The following is a 15,578-nucleotide window of genomic DNA, read 5'->3' on the forward strand; positions in this document are numbered from 1 at the left end:
GGCGTCGAGGGCAGGTCGGCCTATAATCGCCGGCCGATGAAAATCCCCGTCCCGATCCGAAGGTCATTCCTGCAAGCGCTCCTGGTATGGAGTGCCGTGGCAGCGGCAGGGTGGGTCCAGGCCGCCGAGCCGGACTTGGCCGCCTTCGACGCCCGCTTTGCCGAGCTGCTGGCCGACGACGGCGTGCCGGGTGGCGCCTACGTCGTCGTCGCCGGTGACGCGATCATCCAGGCCGCCGGTCATGGTCTGCGCGAGAAGCATCGGCCCGATCCGGTCACGCCGGAGACGGTCTTCCGCCTGGCCTCGGTGTCCAAGACCTTTGCGGCGCAGTTGGCCGCCCTGATGGTGGCCGAGGGCGCGCTGGCCTGGGACGAGCCGATCGTCGCCCGAGTGCCCGAGTTCTCCCTGGCCGATCCCGCCCACGCCGAGGCCTTGCGCATCGAGCACCTGCTCGGCCAGTCGGCCGGCATCGTGCCGAATGCCTACGACAACCTGCTCGATGCCAGCCAGCCCCTCGAACGAATCCTGCCGCAGTTTGCCAGCGTCGAGTCACTCTGTCCGCCCGGGCGCTGCTACACCTACCAGAACGTGCTGTTTTCCCTGATCGAACCGGCGATCGAGCGCGCCGTCGGACGTGACTACGAGGCATTGCTGCAGGAACGCGTGTTCGAGCCCCTGGTCATGGAACGGGCCTCGACGGGTCTGTCCGGCTACCGGGCCAGCCGCAACCGGGCCAGCCCGCACATCCGCTCCAGTCGCCTTCTGCCCTGGCGAACGACCGAGGTGAACGCCAACTACTATCGCGTCGCTCCCGCGGCCGGCATCAATGCCAGCGCCCTGGATCTGGGACAGTGGCTGATCGCTCAACTCGGTCACCGGCCGGAGGTGATCGATCCGGAGCAGCTTCGCTGGCTGACCGAGCCCAGGGTGCGAACGCAACGCGAGCTTCGCCGGCGCGGCTGGCGTGATCTGCTCGATGATGCCCACTATGCGCTGGGCTGGCGCGTCTATCGAATCGGCGAGCACACCCTGTATCTGCACAGCGGCTGGGTCAGCGGATTCGTGGCCGAGGTCGCCTACTCACGCGAGCTGCAGATCGGCCTTGCCGTGCTCCTCAATGCCGAAACGCCGGCGCTCAATGCAATCACCACCGAATTCTGGCGGGAGGTGCTGCAACCCTGATCCCCCATCAGGGTGCAGTCTGTACATCCATCGTGGTCGTGGATTCGGGCGGGGTCAGCAGGGCCTCGTTCAGCCCGTCGCGCAAGCGATGCATGCGCTCCTCGATGCGGGTACGCAAGGCCTGAAAGCCGGGTTCTTCGCGCAGCGCCGCCAGGTGGGGGCCATCGAAGGCGTACCACCAGAGGTTCAGCCAATGGAGGTCCAGTCGGGCTTCGAGCAGTGCAATGGCCTCGGCGTGCTCGCCGAGCATGGCCAGGGCTTCCACCTCGGCGATATCGAAGTCCTCGAAGCCGGCCAGACGCATCTGGGCAATCCGGTCCAATGCGGCCTCGAGCAGATCAGCGCGACGGTCCTGCTCGTCCACGGCCTGCAACACGACGGCCAGCGCGGGCGCCAGATAGTAATCGTGGTCGCTGACGACGGGAGGCTCGGCGAAGAAGTCCGGAACGGCTTCGACGAACAGCTGCCGCGCCGTGTCCGCCTGCCCCGTGGCCAGCAACAGGTCGCGTCGCGCCACCAGGGTCAGCCAGGCCGCGCCGAGGTTGGCACCGTAGCCATCCAGGGCGGTGGACAGGGCGTCGGCATCTCCGCTGGCCAGAGCGACCAGGATGGCCGCGCGCGACGGCCACCAGTGGTCGGCGGCGTGGTCCGTGGCCCGTTCCGCCCAGCGGGCGGCCGCCTCCCGGGCGTCCAGCTCGAGCAGGGCCTCGGCGAGCTGGGCGGGGTACTCGCTGTGGCCGGGGTCGCGCGTGTAGGCCTGGTACAGGAGGCGAACCGCCTCGTCGGGCCGTCCATAGCCGAAGCGCTGCAGTTGGGCCAGATGGGCGTAGGTGGCGACGAAGTCCGGGTCGATCTCCAGGCTGCGCTCGTACTGGGCCGCGGCGGCTTCGGTTTGCCCCAGGGTCAGCAGGCATTGCGCCAGCACATTGCTGACCGTCACCGAGAGCGGGTCCAGGGTCTGCGCGCGCTGGTACCAGGCCAGGGCCTCCGGAGCGCGTCCCTGGTTGTAGAGCAGGTTGCCGAACCAGTGGCTGGAGAGGGAATCGTTGGGATTGAGTTCGACGGCGCGAAGAAAGGACTCCTCCGCACCCTGCAGGTCATCGGTCGAGCGTCTGAGCTCCCCGAGGATGCCGTGCGCCCTGGCCAGCTGGGGCGCCAGTTCCAGGGCGCGCTGGACCGCCCGCATGGCGCTCGTCTGCATGGTGTCCCGATCCAGTCCGGCGTAGTCGTGCTGGAGAATGATCACCTCGGCCAGGCCGGCCCAGGCGTCGGCAAAGGCCGGATCGTGGCCGATGGCCCGGCGGAAGAACGCCTCGGCGTCGGTAAGGGACTCGCTGGTGCGTCGGGCCATGCGCTGGCGGCCGAGGAGGAAGTCCGCATAGGCCTCCGAGTTGTCGGTCGGCTGGCGCTGCAGCTGTTCCTCGTCTTCGCCGGTCAGGGCCAGGCTGAGCTGCTGAGCGATGGCCCGCGCGATCTCGCGCTGGATCGAGAAGATCGCGCGCGCATCGAAGGAGCGTTCGAAGATCTCGGCCCAGAGGTGCTCGTCGGAGCTTGCGTCGATCAGCTGGACGTTGACTCGGATGCGGTCGCCACTGCGCTGCACGCTGCCCTCGAGAATGCTGCCGGCCCCCAGCTGGCGGCCGATTTCGGGAATCGATTGCTGGCCATCGGCAAAGCGCATGACCGAGGTGCGTGAGATCACCCGCAGCGAGGAGATCCTTGACAGCATGGTCAGCAGATCGTCGTGCAGTCCGTCGACGAAGCCGGCCTGGCCGGCTTCCTCACCCATCGCCTGCAGGGGGAGTACGGCCAGGGTCATGGGGACGGTCTCGATATCTTCGCTCGGCTCCGGTCCCGTCGTCCGGAACAGCAGGGACACGCCCAGAGCGGCGACCAGCATGGCGATGATCACGTAGTTGAAGACCGGGTTGGCCGTGGGCGCCTCGGCCGCTGCGTCTTCGCGTTCCCGTCGCACGCCCTCGGCGGAGATTTCGAAGAACCAGGAAATCAGCGCTACGATCGGAAAGCCGATGGCCAGGATCATCACGGCCAGGCTCATGGCTCCATCGCCCAGGCCGACGGCCGGGCCGACCACGTCGAGCACCTGGACGATGAGCCAGGCCGCCACCAGATAGGCGGCGAGACTCTGTAGCACCTTCCGCCGGCGCAGTTGCTGGAGAAACCCTCGCATGCCCGCTGTCGTCCTCGAATCCGCCTTGTCCGGATTCTACCGCGCGGTCGCCCGCTTTGCCCCCGCGGCGGAAGCCCGCCCGGGAGCGGCGTCGAATCAGCCTTCGGCGTCGGCCATCAGCTGATCGTCAAGGGCATTGGCGCGCTGATAGGCCTGGCGAGCGGTCAGTCGGGCCCAGTAGTCCGTGAACGCGGGTCGCGCCTCGATCGTATTGAACTGCAGGCCGAAACCGATCTGCGCGCCGACGTAGAGATCGGCGGCCGAAAAGTCGTCGCCGGCCAGCCATGGACTCGTCTGGAGTCGGGTGTCCAGGGTGTCGAGCACGCGTGACAGTTCGCCATAGCCGACGAAGCCCTGCTGCTCGACCGACAGCTTGACGCCCAGGGCCTGGTTGACGATCGCCGCCTCAAGGGGGCCGGCGGCGAAGAACAGCCAGCGGTAGTAGGCGCCGCGCTGGCTCGTTGCCGGGGCCAGGTCCGCCTCGGGAAAGGCATCGGCCAGGTAGGCGCAGATGGCCGCCGTCTCGGTGACGACCTGCTCATCGTGCACCAGCGCCGGGACCTTGCGCATGGGGTTGATCCGGCGGTACTCCTCGGCCTGCATCGAGGTGCCGTACTCCAGCACGCGGACCTCGTAGTCGGCGCCGCATTCTTCAAGCATCCAGCGGGCGATGCGGCCGCGTGAGCGCGGGTGGGTATAGAGGATCAGTGACATGTCAGGCTCCTTGATCATGCAGAGGGTTAGCCAATTTACCGCGTGGCCTACTAGGCCATCCAGCCCAGGCCCGCCAGCAGTCCGAAGACTACCAGCAGGGCAAGGAAGCGGCGCGTCGTGTGGCGAGAACCCTGGTCCGAGTACAACATGGGATGCTCCTGTTTTCGGTTGCAAAATGAAACTGGAAATTCAGCTTACGCGATCCAGTTGCAAAATGCAACTCAATTTGCCAGACTGTCCCCATGTCAAGATCCGATCCTCTCGATAGCAACTGTCCGATCGCCCGAGTCACGGCCCTGATCGGTGAACCCTGGACCCTGCTGGTGCTGCGTGAAGCCTTCTGGGGCTGTCAGCAGTTCAAGGACTTCGAGGCCAGCCTGGGCATCGCCCGCAATATCCTTGCCGACCGCTTGCGCAAGCTGGTCGAAGCGGGTTTGCTCAGCCGCGAGCCCAACCCCGAGGATCGACGCCGGGTCGACTACCGACTGACCGAGCGAGGTCGGGCGCTGATGCCGGCCTTGATCGCTCTGGCCCAGTGGTCGGGCGAGCACCTCTGCGACGCCGACTGTGCGGTTCGCTTCGTCGAGCGCAGGACCGGCAAGGACGTGGCCCCGGTCAGCGTCCGGGCCCAGGACGGTCGAGTCCTGGGCATCGAGGACCTGAGCATGGTGCCCGGCGAGGATGCCGATCCCGAACTGCTCGCTCGCCTGAGCCGCGCGGGCCTTATTGCAACTCGAAACGATCACTGAACATGGCGTCTCCGATCACCTCGATGGCGCCGAGATCGCAGGGCCCCTCGATGTCGGCCTGCTCCGGCAGATCCCGGGGACGGAGGCGACCGTACTGATCCGTCCAGCCGCTGCAGCTTTCGATCGCCGCTCGGTCGATGGCCGGCGACACGGCTCCGGCTGTCAGGCTGGGCGCCCGTTGCAAGCTGATTCGACCCGCCGGCCGGTCCAGCGGCAGTAGCCGTGGGTCGGCCGTCAGGCCCTGATCGGCCAGCGTGACGCAGCTGCCATCGCTGTCGAGCAGCTGGCCGATCCGGGTGTCGGCGAGCGCGACCCCGCTGATCAGGCAATCGGCCACTTCCGAGTCGGGGCTGGCGATGATGCTATTGCTCAGGATCAGTTCATTGCCCAGTAGCAGATCGATCACCAGCCCCCCCGAGAGCTGATCGGCCAGCGTGAGTTGATGAAGGAAGAGCAGATCCGGCTGGTCTGCCTCGATCGCCAGCTGGTTTCCGCTGAAGGTGGCGTTGCTGATGAAGGCGCGAACATCGGGCAGGAGCTGGATCACCGGGATGGCCGAACCGTCGACCCGCAGACCCAGATGGTTCCTGAAGCTCGACTGATGGATGCTCAGCAATCCCGCGTTGCTGAACGCGGCGGCACCCGCATTGTCGGTCTGATTGCCGTCGAAGTCGCATTCGCTGACGTTCAGCGAGCCGCCGATCACCGCCAGCGCTCCCCCGCCGGAGCCGGCGTAGTTGCCCACCAGTTCACAGCGCCGCAGGTTCACCTCGCCATTGGCCACGACGATGGCACCACCCACCTGCCCGCTGGCGTCACCCCCGCTCATCCCGAGATTTCGAAGGTGGATCGCGTGCCCGCCAGCCTGGATCACGAACAGGCGCTCGCCGGTCATCTGCCCTTCGATCCACGTGGCCGGCCGTCCGTCCGACAGGCGACCTTCGATGGCCAGGGCATCGGTGATCGACAGGGGGCCGCCGATCGGCCCGACCACGGGCAAGCTCAGCACGACGGGCGTTTCCGAAGGCTCGAAGGTAACGAATTGCAGACCGGGTAGGGCATTGGCTTCCATCACGGCGGCGCGCAGGGTGCAGACCGGACCGAGGCCGGGTTGATCGACCGTTGCGCAGACCCCGTCCCCGGGCAGGTCGTCGGTCAGGTCGTCGACGAAGTGGTTGACTACGAAGGCTTCGGGCGGCGCTTCCTCCACGGCGCCCAGATCGCAGCGAGCCTCGCCGTCGAGGTTGCCGTCGAGAGGTCGCGGGTTCTGACGCTGGTCGCTCGACGTGCAGCGCAGATCGGCTTCGATCGATGTTTCATCGACGGACCAGCCACGGTCGACGACATTGGAAAGGGGGCCGGCCGGGGGGCGCGAAAAGGTCAGCCGCGGCGGTGGGTCGTCGGTCAGAAGCGCAAGTTCCGCCACCCCGGAGCGCACGCTCTCGAGGTAGTAGGGCTGGCAGCCATCCTGGTGTTCGATCAGGCTGAAGGCGATCGACACGTCCACGGCGCCTGGATCGGCGCCCGAGACCCGACAGGCGGAAACTCCGGACTGCAACACGCTGTTGCCGATGCGGACCCGGGTCTGGCCTTCCAGATTGTGAAGAACGATGGCGCTCTCGGCGAAATTGCTGATGGTGGCATTGCGAACGGTCAGTGAGGCCTCACTGAAGACCACGATGCCGCTATTGGCGGCCAGATCGGGGATCGGAGGACGGAGCAGCGTCCCGTCCAGGGTGGAATCGAGGAGGCTGAGCTGCGCCTGGCCGAGCACGCTGATGGTCGAGGCCAGCTGGGGGAACAGGCCGATATCGCCGCGGTGATCGAGGAAGCTGCTGCGCTCGATCCGAACCTGGCTGCTGCTCTGGGCGCTGATGGCACCGGCGCCCGCGCCGCCGCCGTCATTGCGAAAGAACTGACTGTCGACGATGGTGACCGTTGCCAGGCCGCCGATGTGAATCGCGCCGCCCCGCGAGCCCGCGCTATTGAACTGGAAGACGCTGTGCTCGATCGATAGGCGGCTGTTGTCGTTGCCGGCGATGAAGATCGAGCCGCCTTCGGTACCGGTCGAGCCTCCCTGCAGGCGCAAGCCGCGCAGGCTCAGCTGGCCGTTGAGTATCGCGAAATGTCGGTCGCCCAGGCCCGTGGCGTCGATCAGCGGAAGCAGGGCCGGGTTGCCCGGCGGCTCGCCTAGGTAGCCGGCGATCTCGATCTCGGTGCCGATGTTCAGGTCCCCGAGCTCGGCGCCACCGGCCCCGGCGAGGCCGAGCTGGATGCTGAGGCCTTCGCTGATCAGGATGCGGTCCGCTTCGCCGTTGGCCTCGGCCTCCATGATGGCCGCGCGCAGGGTGCAGGGCTGGCCCGGCACGGCCGGGCCGGCGTCACAGAGTCCGTCACCCGGCGCGACGTCGACCAGGTCCAGCGGGTTGTCGACGACGAAATCGGCGGCCTGAAGCGAGGGCCCGAGCAGGCCGAGCAGCAGGGACAGAACGACGGGAAAGGGTTTCGAATTCGGCTTGTCCATGCGGCGCACCAGAGGGGGACTCAGCAGGGAAATACGCAGGCGCCTTCGCGGGCCGCCAGGCAATGATGGATTCGATGCCCCGGGCGGCGGCCGCCCACGGCCAGGCGGAACCGGGTCTCAGTCCGTTTCGCAGAAGGCCATCGTTCGCGCCGGACCCTGGCAAAGGCCATCGATCGCGTGCGACAGACGCCAAGCGTCCAGGCCCTGTGGCGCGGCCGAGGCCATCGTCGGCATCGGGCAGTCGCCGCCGCTCATGCGCAGGATCCGGCAGGCATTCGCCCGCCAGGCCATGGCCCCGACCGAGTCTTCGGGCAGGCCGTTGCGCAGGCCCAGCGCGTGTTCCGCGCTGGCTTGCGCCCGGTCCGGCCGGTCTGTGGCCAGATGCACCAGGCTCAGACCCAGCAGCGGCTCGGCCAGGCGCGGGTGTTCTCCCGAAGAGCGCATCCGCTCCAGTCGCCGAGCGGCCGCTTCGAAGCCTTCCCGGGCTGCAGACAGACGACCCTGGGCCAGCGCCGCCCAGGCCCGGTCCGAGCGCGCGAAGGCCAGTAGATGACTGTCCTCGCCGAAATAGCGTTGGTAGTCGGCCACGGCGAGATCGAGCAGCTCGGCCGCCCGATCACTATCCCCGTTCGCCAGCGCCCATACGCCCTCCCAGTGTCGGCTCCAGAGCAGGCCGTCCCATTGGGCGCCGAGAAAGCTCCGACGCAGGCGGCTGGACTCGTTGAGAAATTGCTCGGCCTCGGCCAGTTGCCCCTGGTGCATCCGCAGCATGGCCAGGTGGTCGGTCAGCTCGGCCCGGGTGGCCCGTCGAGGCCTTGGTCGGCTCTGTTCCAGGGTATAGGCGGCGAGCAGTGCCTCCTCGGCCTCGGCGAATCGGCCCTGGTCGCGCAGGATCATGCCGATGACGCGGTCCGACCAGACGGGCCGCTGACGGCTTGTGGCGGCCTCTCTCGCTAGGGCCAGCGCGCTCGGGTAGTCGCCGCGGCTATGGAGCAGGTCGGCCAGCCTGAGCTGCGCACCGGCCAGATTGTTCGCGACCGTGTCTCCTCGGGAACGGCGGACGACCAGCTCGCGGAGCAGGCGCTCGGTTTCCGCGTAGTCACCGGTCCAGATGCCGATCGAGGCGAGTCCGTCCAGGCTGCGCTCCTCGATGTCCTCGAGCTCGTGATGGTGCGCAAGGGACAGGGCATCGTTGTAGCGCTGTCTGGCCAACAGCAGTTCGTGCCGGGCCAGGTGGATCTTGCCGAGGGTGTTGAGCATGCGTGCCTGCGCTTCCGGCTGCCCGCCCAGGCGCTCGTCGAGCTGGGCCGAGGCCTGCTCCAGGAACGCACCCGAGACCAGCGGAGTGCCGTCGCTCCGGTGAGGATTGCTCTGTTCGAGCAAGTCCTGCAGATAGCCGAGCATCGCTTCCATGGCCGCATGGCGCTGCTTCAGCTCGCGACTCTGCAGCCACTGCTGCGAGAGCAGGGTCGAGCCGGCAAGGACCAGGAACACGGCCAGGCCGATCGAAGCCCAGTGCCGGGTCAGGAAACAGCGCGCTCGATACCCGGGCCCGCCGGACATGGCCAGCAGGGGGCGGTGGGCCAGAAAGGCGTCCACGTCGCCGAGGAACGTCATCGCGCTCAGATAGCGCTGCTCAGGATCCGCCCGAGTGGCGCGTTCGATCATCGCTTCGAGTTCGCGTCGCCGCCGTTTTCCGTCCGGCTTGCAATCCTCGGCCATGGCCTGCAGCAGGCGTCCCAGTTGAAAGATGTCGCTGGCCGGGCTCGGCGCCTCGCCCCGATGCTGCTCCGGGCTGGCCCAGCTGGGGCTCATCGCCTTCCAGCCCGGTCCGGCCTGCAGCACGCCCGCATCGGGCTGGAGCATGCGACCGATGCCGAAGTCGAGCAGCTTGACCTGGCCGGATCGGGTGAGCAGGACGTTGGCGGGCTTGAGGTCGCCGTGCACGATCAGCTTCCGATGCGCCAGGCCGACGGCCTGCAGGACCTGTCTGAAGTGGCCGAGGCGCGTGCTCAGGTCCAGGCCGAGGCTTCTACAGCGCTCGCTGATCGGCTGTCCATCGACGTATTCCATGGCCAGCCAGGGTCGACCCTCATCGCTCAGACCGCCGTCGAGCAGGGCGGCGATGCGAGGATCGTCCAGGGCGGCGAGCATGCGTCGCTCCTGTCCGACCAGCTCGGCGGCCTGCTCGCTGTTCAGGCCGGGCCAGAGCAGCTTGAGGGCGACCTTCCGCTCGAAGGCGCCGTCCGCGCGCTCGGCCAGGTAGACCTCGGCCATGCCGCCGCTGCCGATGCGGCTCAGTAATCGCCAGGCGCCGATTCGGGTGCCGGACGGTGTCGGGGCCTGTTCGGCCAGATAGCTCAGCGCGTTTCTAAGATGGTGGTCCAGACGCGCATCCTGGCCTTCCTTGTCAAGCAGCTGGCGGAGCCGTTCGGCGGTGGCGGCATCGCGATCGGCGATGCGCTCGAGCCGACGCGCCTGCTCGTCGGGTTCGAGTTCGAGCAGTTGATCGAGTTGTTCGTCCAGCTGCTTCCACTGCTCGGCCGTGAGGGCATGGAAGTCATCGGCACGGCTCATCTCAAGCGCCGTCTGCGTCGTCCAGGCCGGCGGCGACCCAGGAGCGTGCCCGCGCGGCAAGGCGCTGAACGCTGCGCACCGACAGGTCCATGCGCTCGCTGATCTCCGCATCGCTCAGGCCGGCGAAATAGCGCATCTCGAACACTTCCAGCAGCCGCGGATCGCGCCGGGCGAGCAGGTCCAGGGCGCGGCCCAGCTCGGTCAGGGCGTTGTCCATGTCGGGATTGACACGGCGCGTTTCGTGTTCCGCCAGGCGGGCCGGGTCGACGGAACGCTTGTCCGCGCTGCGACGACGATAGTGGTCGATGATGATCTGGCGCATCGCGCAGGCGCACAGGGCGTAGAAACCGGAGCGTTCGCTGACCGGCAGCTTGCCCTGCGCTGCCAGCTTTTCGAAGGCTTCGTGCACCAGCACCGTGGTGCCCAGGGTCTGGCCCGGCGCGATCCGGGCCATCTGCCCGTGCGCGATGCGCTTGAGGTCGTCGTAGACCAGGGCCATGAGCTCTTCCCAGGCCGAAGGGTCGGTCTGTCCCAGGCGTTCGAGAAGTCGATCGAAATCGTTTGGAGTCATTGCTTCGGGGCGCCCACGGTTGCGCGCTTCACTCAGTGTGGCGACGCGCCCCCCGTTGACCGCTGCGCGGCGGTCGCCTGGCGCCGGTACGGTCGGAAAAGTATAAACGGGCGCGGAGCTTCGCGGCGCGGGGGAGGATCGTGAGTCGTCGTCGCTGCGGCGGCAGGCTGGCGCTTTCATGGCGAGGTCGGGGTCTCGAATCGATCCTGGAACAGGGATCCAGCTCGCCACTGGTAGGCCCCGGCATCGGGGGCCGGGCCGCGCGGAAGGCCAAGGATGTCCCGCGGGCTCGATGCGGTCGGATGGCCCGCGCCGACCATGGGGGCGTCGGCGCCGCTGGCCTCGAGACGGAAACCCGGCGGGTCGAGAAAGCCCGGTGCCTCGGTGCTGGAATGAAGATCGAAGCCGCTGCTGGACTGCCATTGTGCAAGCGAGCCTTGCCCGTCCGCCCACTCGAAGGCCCCCTGGCTGGCATGACAGTGATTGTGGTCCACCGCCTGATAGCGTTCTGCGGGCAGATCCAGTTCGAAGCAGTCGAAGCCCGGACCGCCATCGTTCCGGATCGCGTTGCTGACGAGCTCGTGGGCTCCGCCTTCGCCGCCCAGGCGAATGCCGGTGCCACCCGCCTCGGGCCCGAACCAGATCGAGTTGTTGCGAATCGTCACCTGGTCCATGACCTGATCGTTGGCCATCCGAGCGCGGTTGGGAGCGGCGATGCCGATGCTGGAGAAGCTGCTGAGGGCTTGTTCCTGGACGATGACATTGTTCTCGATCAGGCAGTGGTTGCAAGCGGCGATACCGATGGCCTGGTTGCCGACGTTTCGCACGGTATTGCCTCGAATCACCACATCGGAAAAGGCCTCGGCCTCTCCCGCATAGCCCGGGTCGACGCTGATGCCCCAGCAGCCACCGGCGGCGGCACCCGGCAACTCCCAGACTTCATTGCCCTCGATGAGCAGGTCGGAATGGCGACCGTGCACGACCAGCGACACCGCCCGGCAGACTCCTTCCTCGTCGAGCGCGGAACGATGCAGTCGATTTCGGAGCACGCGCATGCCGGTGACGAGGCCGTCCGAGGTATCGCTCAGATAGATGTTGTGGTCGAAGACCGCCAGGCTGCCATTGTTCTCGAAGTGGCTGTCCCGGATCTCGCTGCCATTCGACGAACCCAGCCAGCCGAAGGCCTGATTGTCGAGCACGGTGGCCTGCTCGAGCACGATGCGTTCATTCCTCCCGTCACAGCCAGGCACGGGGCTGCAGTCGTTGGCGCCGGCCAGGTACACGCCGATCCGGAAGCCGACGATTTCCACGTCCCGGATCAGGACGTCGTCAACGTCGTTCTGGATGAAGAAGCCATAGCCGGTGGGCGTGGTCGAGTGGATCACCAGGCTTTCGAACACATAGCCCTCTTCCTGCTCGGCCGTGCCGCCGTCGGCCAGGCTGAAGCCATGGCCGCCGTCGTTGCGCAGCAGAAAGGGCCGCGGCGCGGGCTCGGAGAGCTGCGCTGGTTGATAGGCGCCGACGCGGCAGGCCTGCTCGGCCGTGCAGGCGGAATTGATCCAGCGCTCCCCGGCGCCGTCGATGGTCCAGGCGCCGCCACGACAGAAGCGCAGTTCGTCCCCGGGCGAGAGCTGAGCGAAGGCCTGGCGCGCCCGTTCATAGCTTTGCCATGGCAAGTCGGCAGTACCGGGCTGCTCATCGCTGCCTGCCTGACAGCCCGGCTGTGCGCCGCTGGCACAATCGCAGACATGAAAGCTGGCCGCCTGCGCTGCTGGGTAGAGCATCAGCCCGAGCAGTGGAAAGAGAAGGGAAGCTGGGAATCGGGTCCGATTCGGGCCTGCACGCATGGGAAAACGCTGTCCTTGGTCAGTCTGAAACCGGAAATACGCAGCCGGAGCAGAAACCCGCCAAGCTGGACAGGCGGCGGGAGGGACGTGTCTGTGGTGAACGCTCGAAGCGAGCGTACGTTCAGGGGCGGAAGCGCTCGATCAGGGCTTCGGCGGGCATGGCCCGTCCGAACAGGAAGCCCTGAGCGAGGTCACAGCCGCGATCGGTAAGCAGCTGCAGCTGTTCGGTCGATTCCACGCCTTCGGCGATGACCTGCATGTCGATGGAGTGGGCCATGGCGATGATCGCGGAGGTCAGTGCCAGGTCATTCGCGTCGGTCAGCAGATCGGCGATGAAGCTGCGGTCGATCTTGACCCCGTCGACCTGGACCTGGCGGAGGTGGCTCAGGCCCGAGAAACCGGTGCCGAAATCGTCCAGCCAGATGCCGACGCCATGCTGGCGGAGGGTGCCGAGAATCTCCGAGGCCAGGAACTGATCGTGCAGCAGGCTGCTTTCGGTCAACTCGACACTCAACAGCTCGGGCGGCAGGCCGCTGTTTTCCAGGGCCTGAAGCACCCGCTGATCCAGGCCGCGTTTGAGCATCTGACGTCCCGAGACGTTGACGGCCACGCGCACCCCCGGCAGTTCGCTCTGCCAGGCCTGCGCATCCTGGCAGGCGGTATCAATGGCCTGTGCGCCCAATTCATCGATCAGGCTGCTGGCCTCGGCGACGGCCACGAACTGCTCGGGCGGCACATCGCCCAGCTCGGGGTGGTGCCAGCGCAGCAGGGCCTCGGCGCCGACCAGGCGGCTGGTCTTCACTTCGACGATCGGCTGGTAAGCGACGCGCAGTTCGCCGGCCTCCATGGCCTGGCGCAGATCCTGCTCGAGCAGTAGCAGCCGATCAGCGGCCAGGGTCAGCTTGTCGCTGTAGAAGGCGTAGCCATTCTTGCCCTGAACCTTGGCCTGGTACATGGCCAGGTCGCCGCACTTGAGCAGCAATTTGGAATTGTGGGCGTCGTCGGGGTAGCAGGTGATGCCGATGCTGGCGCTCAGATGTACGCGCTGGCGTCCGGCCGTGAAGGCCTGCTTGAGCGCCTCGAGAATCCGCTCGGCGAGGCGACGACAGCGCTGGCCGATCTCTCCGCCGGACACCAGGGCGACGAACTCGTCGCCGCCCAGGCGCGCGATCAGGGTTCGATCGTTGCCGGCATCCTGGCCGGATCGTGATGCACAGTCCCGCAGCCGCCTGGCCACTTCGATCAGAACCTCGTCGCCGGCATCGTGGCCGAGGGTGTCGTTGATTCGCTTGAAGTCATCCAGATCGATGAACATCAGGCCCATGGGTCGACCGGTGCCTGCGTATTCGTTCAGCGTGTCATCGAGCAGCTCCCGAAACATCAGGCGGTTGGGCAGGCCGGTCAATGCGTCCTGATAGGCGAGCTTCCGGATCGCCTGGTCGTGCGCTTCGATGGTGTCGGTCATGTGGCCGAAGGAGCGGACGAGATCGCCCAGCTCGTCCCTGCGCCCGCTGTGCAGTTCGATGGCGTCGAAGCGGCCGGCCTCGAGGTTCCGCACCGCTGCAGCAAGGTCCCGGATCGGTCGAACGAGGCCGCGGCCGACCAGCCAGCCCAGCAGGATCGCGACCACCATCAACAGCAGGAAGGCCAGCAGCAGCACGCGCAATTGCTCGACGAAGATCGACTGCACCCGTTCGCCGAGCATCTGCTGGCGTTCGCCGATGGCGAGCTCAGAGGCGGAGCGTGAAACACCGATGCGGACGCCGCCGATCACCTCCTGGCCCAGGTGCACGGGTTGACTGATGTCGACGACCGACTCGCTCCATTGTGCAAGCCGCTCGTCCGAGCCGATCACCGCCGCGGCCAGCGTATCGTTCATCACTTCGCCGAAGCGTTCGACCGTGTCCGTGCCGTCGTGCAGGATGCGACCGTCTCGATCGTAGATCAGGACGTACTCGATGTCGTCCTGCTCGAGCGCGGAGGTCGCCAGCCCGTGCAGTCCCTGCAGATCGTAGTAATAGATCAGGTTGGGCAGTCCATCGGCAATGAAGCTGGCCGCCAGTTGGCCGCGGCGCTCCAGGTCGATCACGGCCTGCTCGTGCATCGTGTCGGTGGCGTTGCGGACCAGCTCCAGCTGGCTGCGACTGCCCATCACCCAGAGCGTGGTCAGCACCAGCAGCAAGACCAGCACGGCGGCGATCAGGCCGAGGACCAGCTTCCGCTGCAGGCCGCCGAGCATCATTCCAGCGATTGCCGCACGCGCGCGGCCAGACGACGCAGGGTGGCCAGCTGGGCGAGCGTTTCTTCGTCCGGCAGGGTGAAGCGTTCGGTTCGGAAGTAGTTCGACAGGGCCGGTGCTGCGGCCGGATCGCTGGCGGCGGCCAGCAGCACCTCGCGAAGCCGTCGGCGGATCTCGGGATCGAGGCTGCCGCGCACCAGTTCCAGTGCTCGAGGATAGTCCGGGCTTCGATCGATGATCCGCAGGTCGGCGGCATAGGCCGGTACGGGTTCGATCAGGGTCTCCCAGTCCTGATTGCTGATGGCGGCGGCGTCGACGATCCGTTTGTGCACCCAGGCGACCGAATTGGTTTCTGTGCCGGTGAAGGCGTAGCCCACGAAGTCCGGGCTGGGTCGGTCGAGGGGAGACAGAAGCACCGCGACGTCGAGCTGGGCCTCGAGCAGCATGCCGGCCGGGACCAGGTAGGCGCTGGTCGACATCGGGTGCTGGAAGCCGACCGAGTGTCCACGCAGCGCGTCCAGGTTCTCGATGCCGCTGTCGCGTCGGACCACGAACAGGCTCTGATACTGGGAACGTCCGCCGCGCCATCCCTTCAGCAGCAGCTCGGCGCCCCCGCGATCGATCATCGCCACCGAAGCGCCGGCCGTCTCGGTCACCCAGTCGACACGGCCCTGGCGCAGGTAGCTGATCATCGCCTGGCCGTCGCGGGCCATCAGGATGCGCCCTTCGCGGATCCCGACATCGCCCAAGCGTTCGACAACGTAGTCGAGCAGAGGCTTCAGGCGATCGTAGTGCGCCGCCGGATCGTCGCTGACCCGGCCGATGACCAGCACGTGCTGATCCTCACGACCGTACGCGGCACTGCCCAGGAGCAGCACCAGCAGAAACAGGCCTAGCCATCGGTGGAGGCCGGAAACGATCACCAACGCCTCGCGGTGCGGTCGAGCCACGATTCTACTCTGACTTGGGAGGTTCCTCGCATGG

General features: G+C 67.0%; 10 protein-coding genes. 2 read left to right on the plus strand and 8 right to left on the minus strand.

The window, feature by feature from the left end; translation table 11 throughout:
* The first annotated feature begins 96 nt into the window (after positions 1-96).
* Positions 97-1,182, plus strand: coding sequence for a serine hydrolase domain-containing protein (locus WM2015_RS01065; protein ID WP_049724297.1), 1,086 nt, complete (start codon positions 97-99; stop codon positions 1,180-1,182).
* Positions 1,183-1,189: 7 nt separating this feature from the next.
* Here WM2015_RS01065 and WM2015_RS01070 read toward each other — a convergent pair whose 3' ends face one another.
* Complete coding sequence (locus WM2015_RS01070; RefSeq protein ID WP_049724298.1) at positions 1,190-3,373, minus strand: tetratricopeptide repeat protein; 2,184 nt, start codon at positions 3,371-3,373, stop codon at positions 1,190-1,192.
* 96 nt (positions 3,374-3,469) lie between these two features.
* Positions 3,470-4,087: a glutathione S-transferase family protein gene (locus WM2015_RS01075; RefSeq protein ID WP_183971460.1), complete on the minus strand. Its 618-nt coding sequence runs from the start codon at positions 4,085-4,087 to the stop codon at positions 3,470-3,472.
* A 242-nt stretch (positions 4,088-4,329) separates the two neighbouring features.
* Here WM2015_RS01075 and WM2015_RS01080 point away from each other — a divergent pair, with 242 nt between their 5' ends.
* Positions 4,330-4,836: a winged helix-turn-helix transcriptional regulator gene (locus WM2015_RS01080; protein WP_082169333.1), complete on the plus strand. Its 507-nt coding sequence runs from the start codon at positions 4,330-4,332 to the stop codon at positions 4,834-4,836.
* Here the strand turns inward: WM2015_RS01080 and WM2015_RS01085 are convergent.
* From WM2015_RS01085 to WM2015_RS01110, 6 genes are all read right to left on the minus strand, one after another.
* A complete protein-coding gene (locus tag WM2015_RS01085) occupies positions 4,811-7,360 on the minus strand; it encodes a right-handed parallel beta-helix repeat-containing protein (protein ID WP_049724300.1) in 2,550 nt (849 codons plus the stop codon). The genes WM2015_RS01080 and WM2015_RS01085 overlap by 26 nt on opposite strands.
* 117 nt (positions 7,361-7,477) lie before the next feature.
* A complete protein-coding gene (locus WM2015_RS01090; RefSeq protein WP_049724301.1) occupies positions 7,478-9,937 on the minus strand; it encodes a serine/threonine-protein kinase in 2,460 nt (819 codons plus the stop codon).
* Between the two features lies 1 nt (position 9,938).
* Complete coding sequence (locus tag WM2015_RS16005) at positions 9,939-10,508, minus strand: ECF-type sigma factor (RefSeq protein WP_049724302.1); 570 nt, start codon at positions 10,506-10,508, stop codon at positions 9,939-9,941.
* A 176-nt stretch (positions 10,509-10,684) separates the two neighbouring features.
* Complete coding sequence (locus WM2015_RS01100; RefSeq protein ID WP_049724303.1) at positions 10,685-12,292, minus strand: right-handed parallel beta-helix repeat-containing protein; 1,608 nt, start codon at positions 12,290-12,292, stop codon at positions 10,685-10,687.
* Between the two features lie 184 nt (positions 12,293-12,476).
* Positions 12,477-14,597, minus strand: a complete 2,121-nt coding sequence (locus WM2015_RS01105) for a putative bifunctional diguanylate cyclase/phosphodiesterase (RefSeq protein WP_049724304.1) — start codon at positions 14,595-14,597, stop codon at positions 12,477-12,479.
* Positions 14,594-15,544: a phosphate/phosphite/phosphonate ABC transporter substrate-binding protein gene (locus tag WM2015_RS01110; RefSeq protein WP_169751068.1), complete on the minus strand. Its 951-nt coding sequence runs from the start codon at positions 15,542-15,544 to the stop codon at positions 14,594-14,596. The genes WM2015_RS01105 and WM2015_RS01110 overlap by 4 nt, the downstream gene beginning before the upstream one ends.
* Positions 15,545-15,578: the final 34 nt, after the last annotated feature.

It is taken from the genome of Wenzhouxiangella marina, assembly GCF_001187785.1.
Taxonomy (GTDB): domain Bacteria; phylum Pseudomonadota; class Gammaproteobacteria; order Xanthomonadales; family Wenzhouxiangellaceae; genus Wenzhouxiangella; species Wenzhouxiangella marina.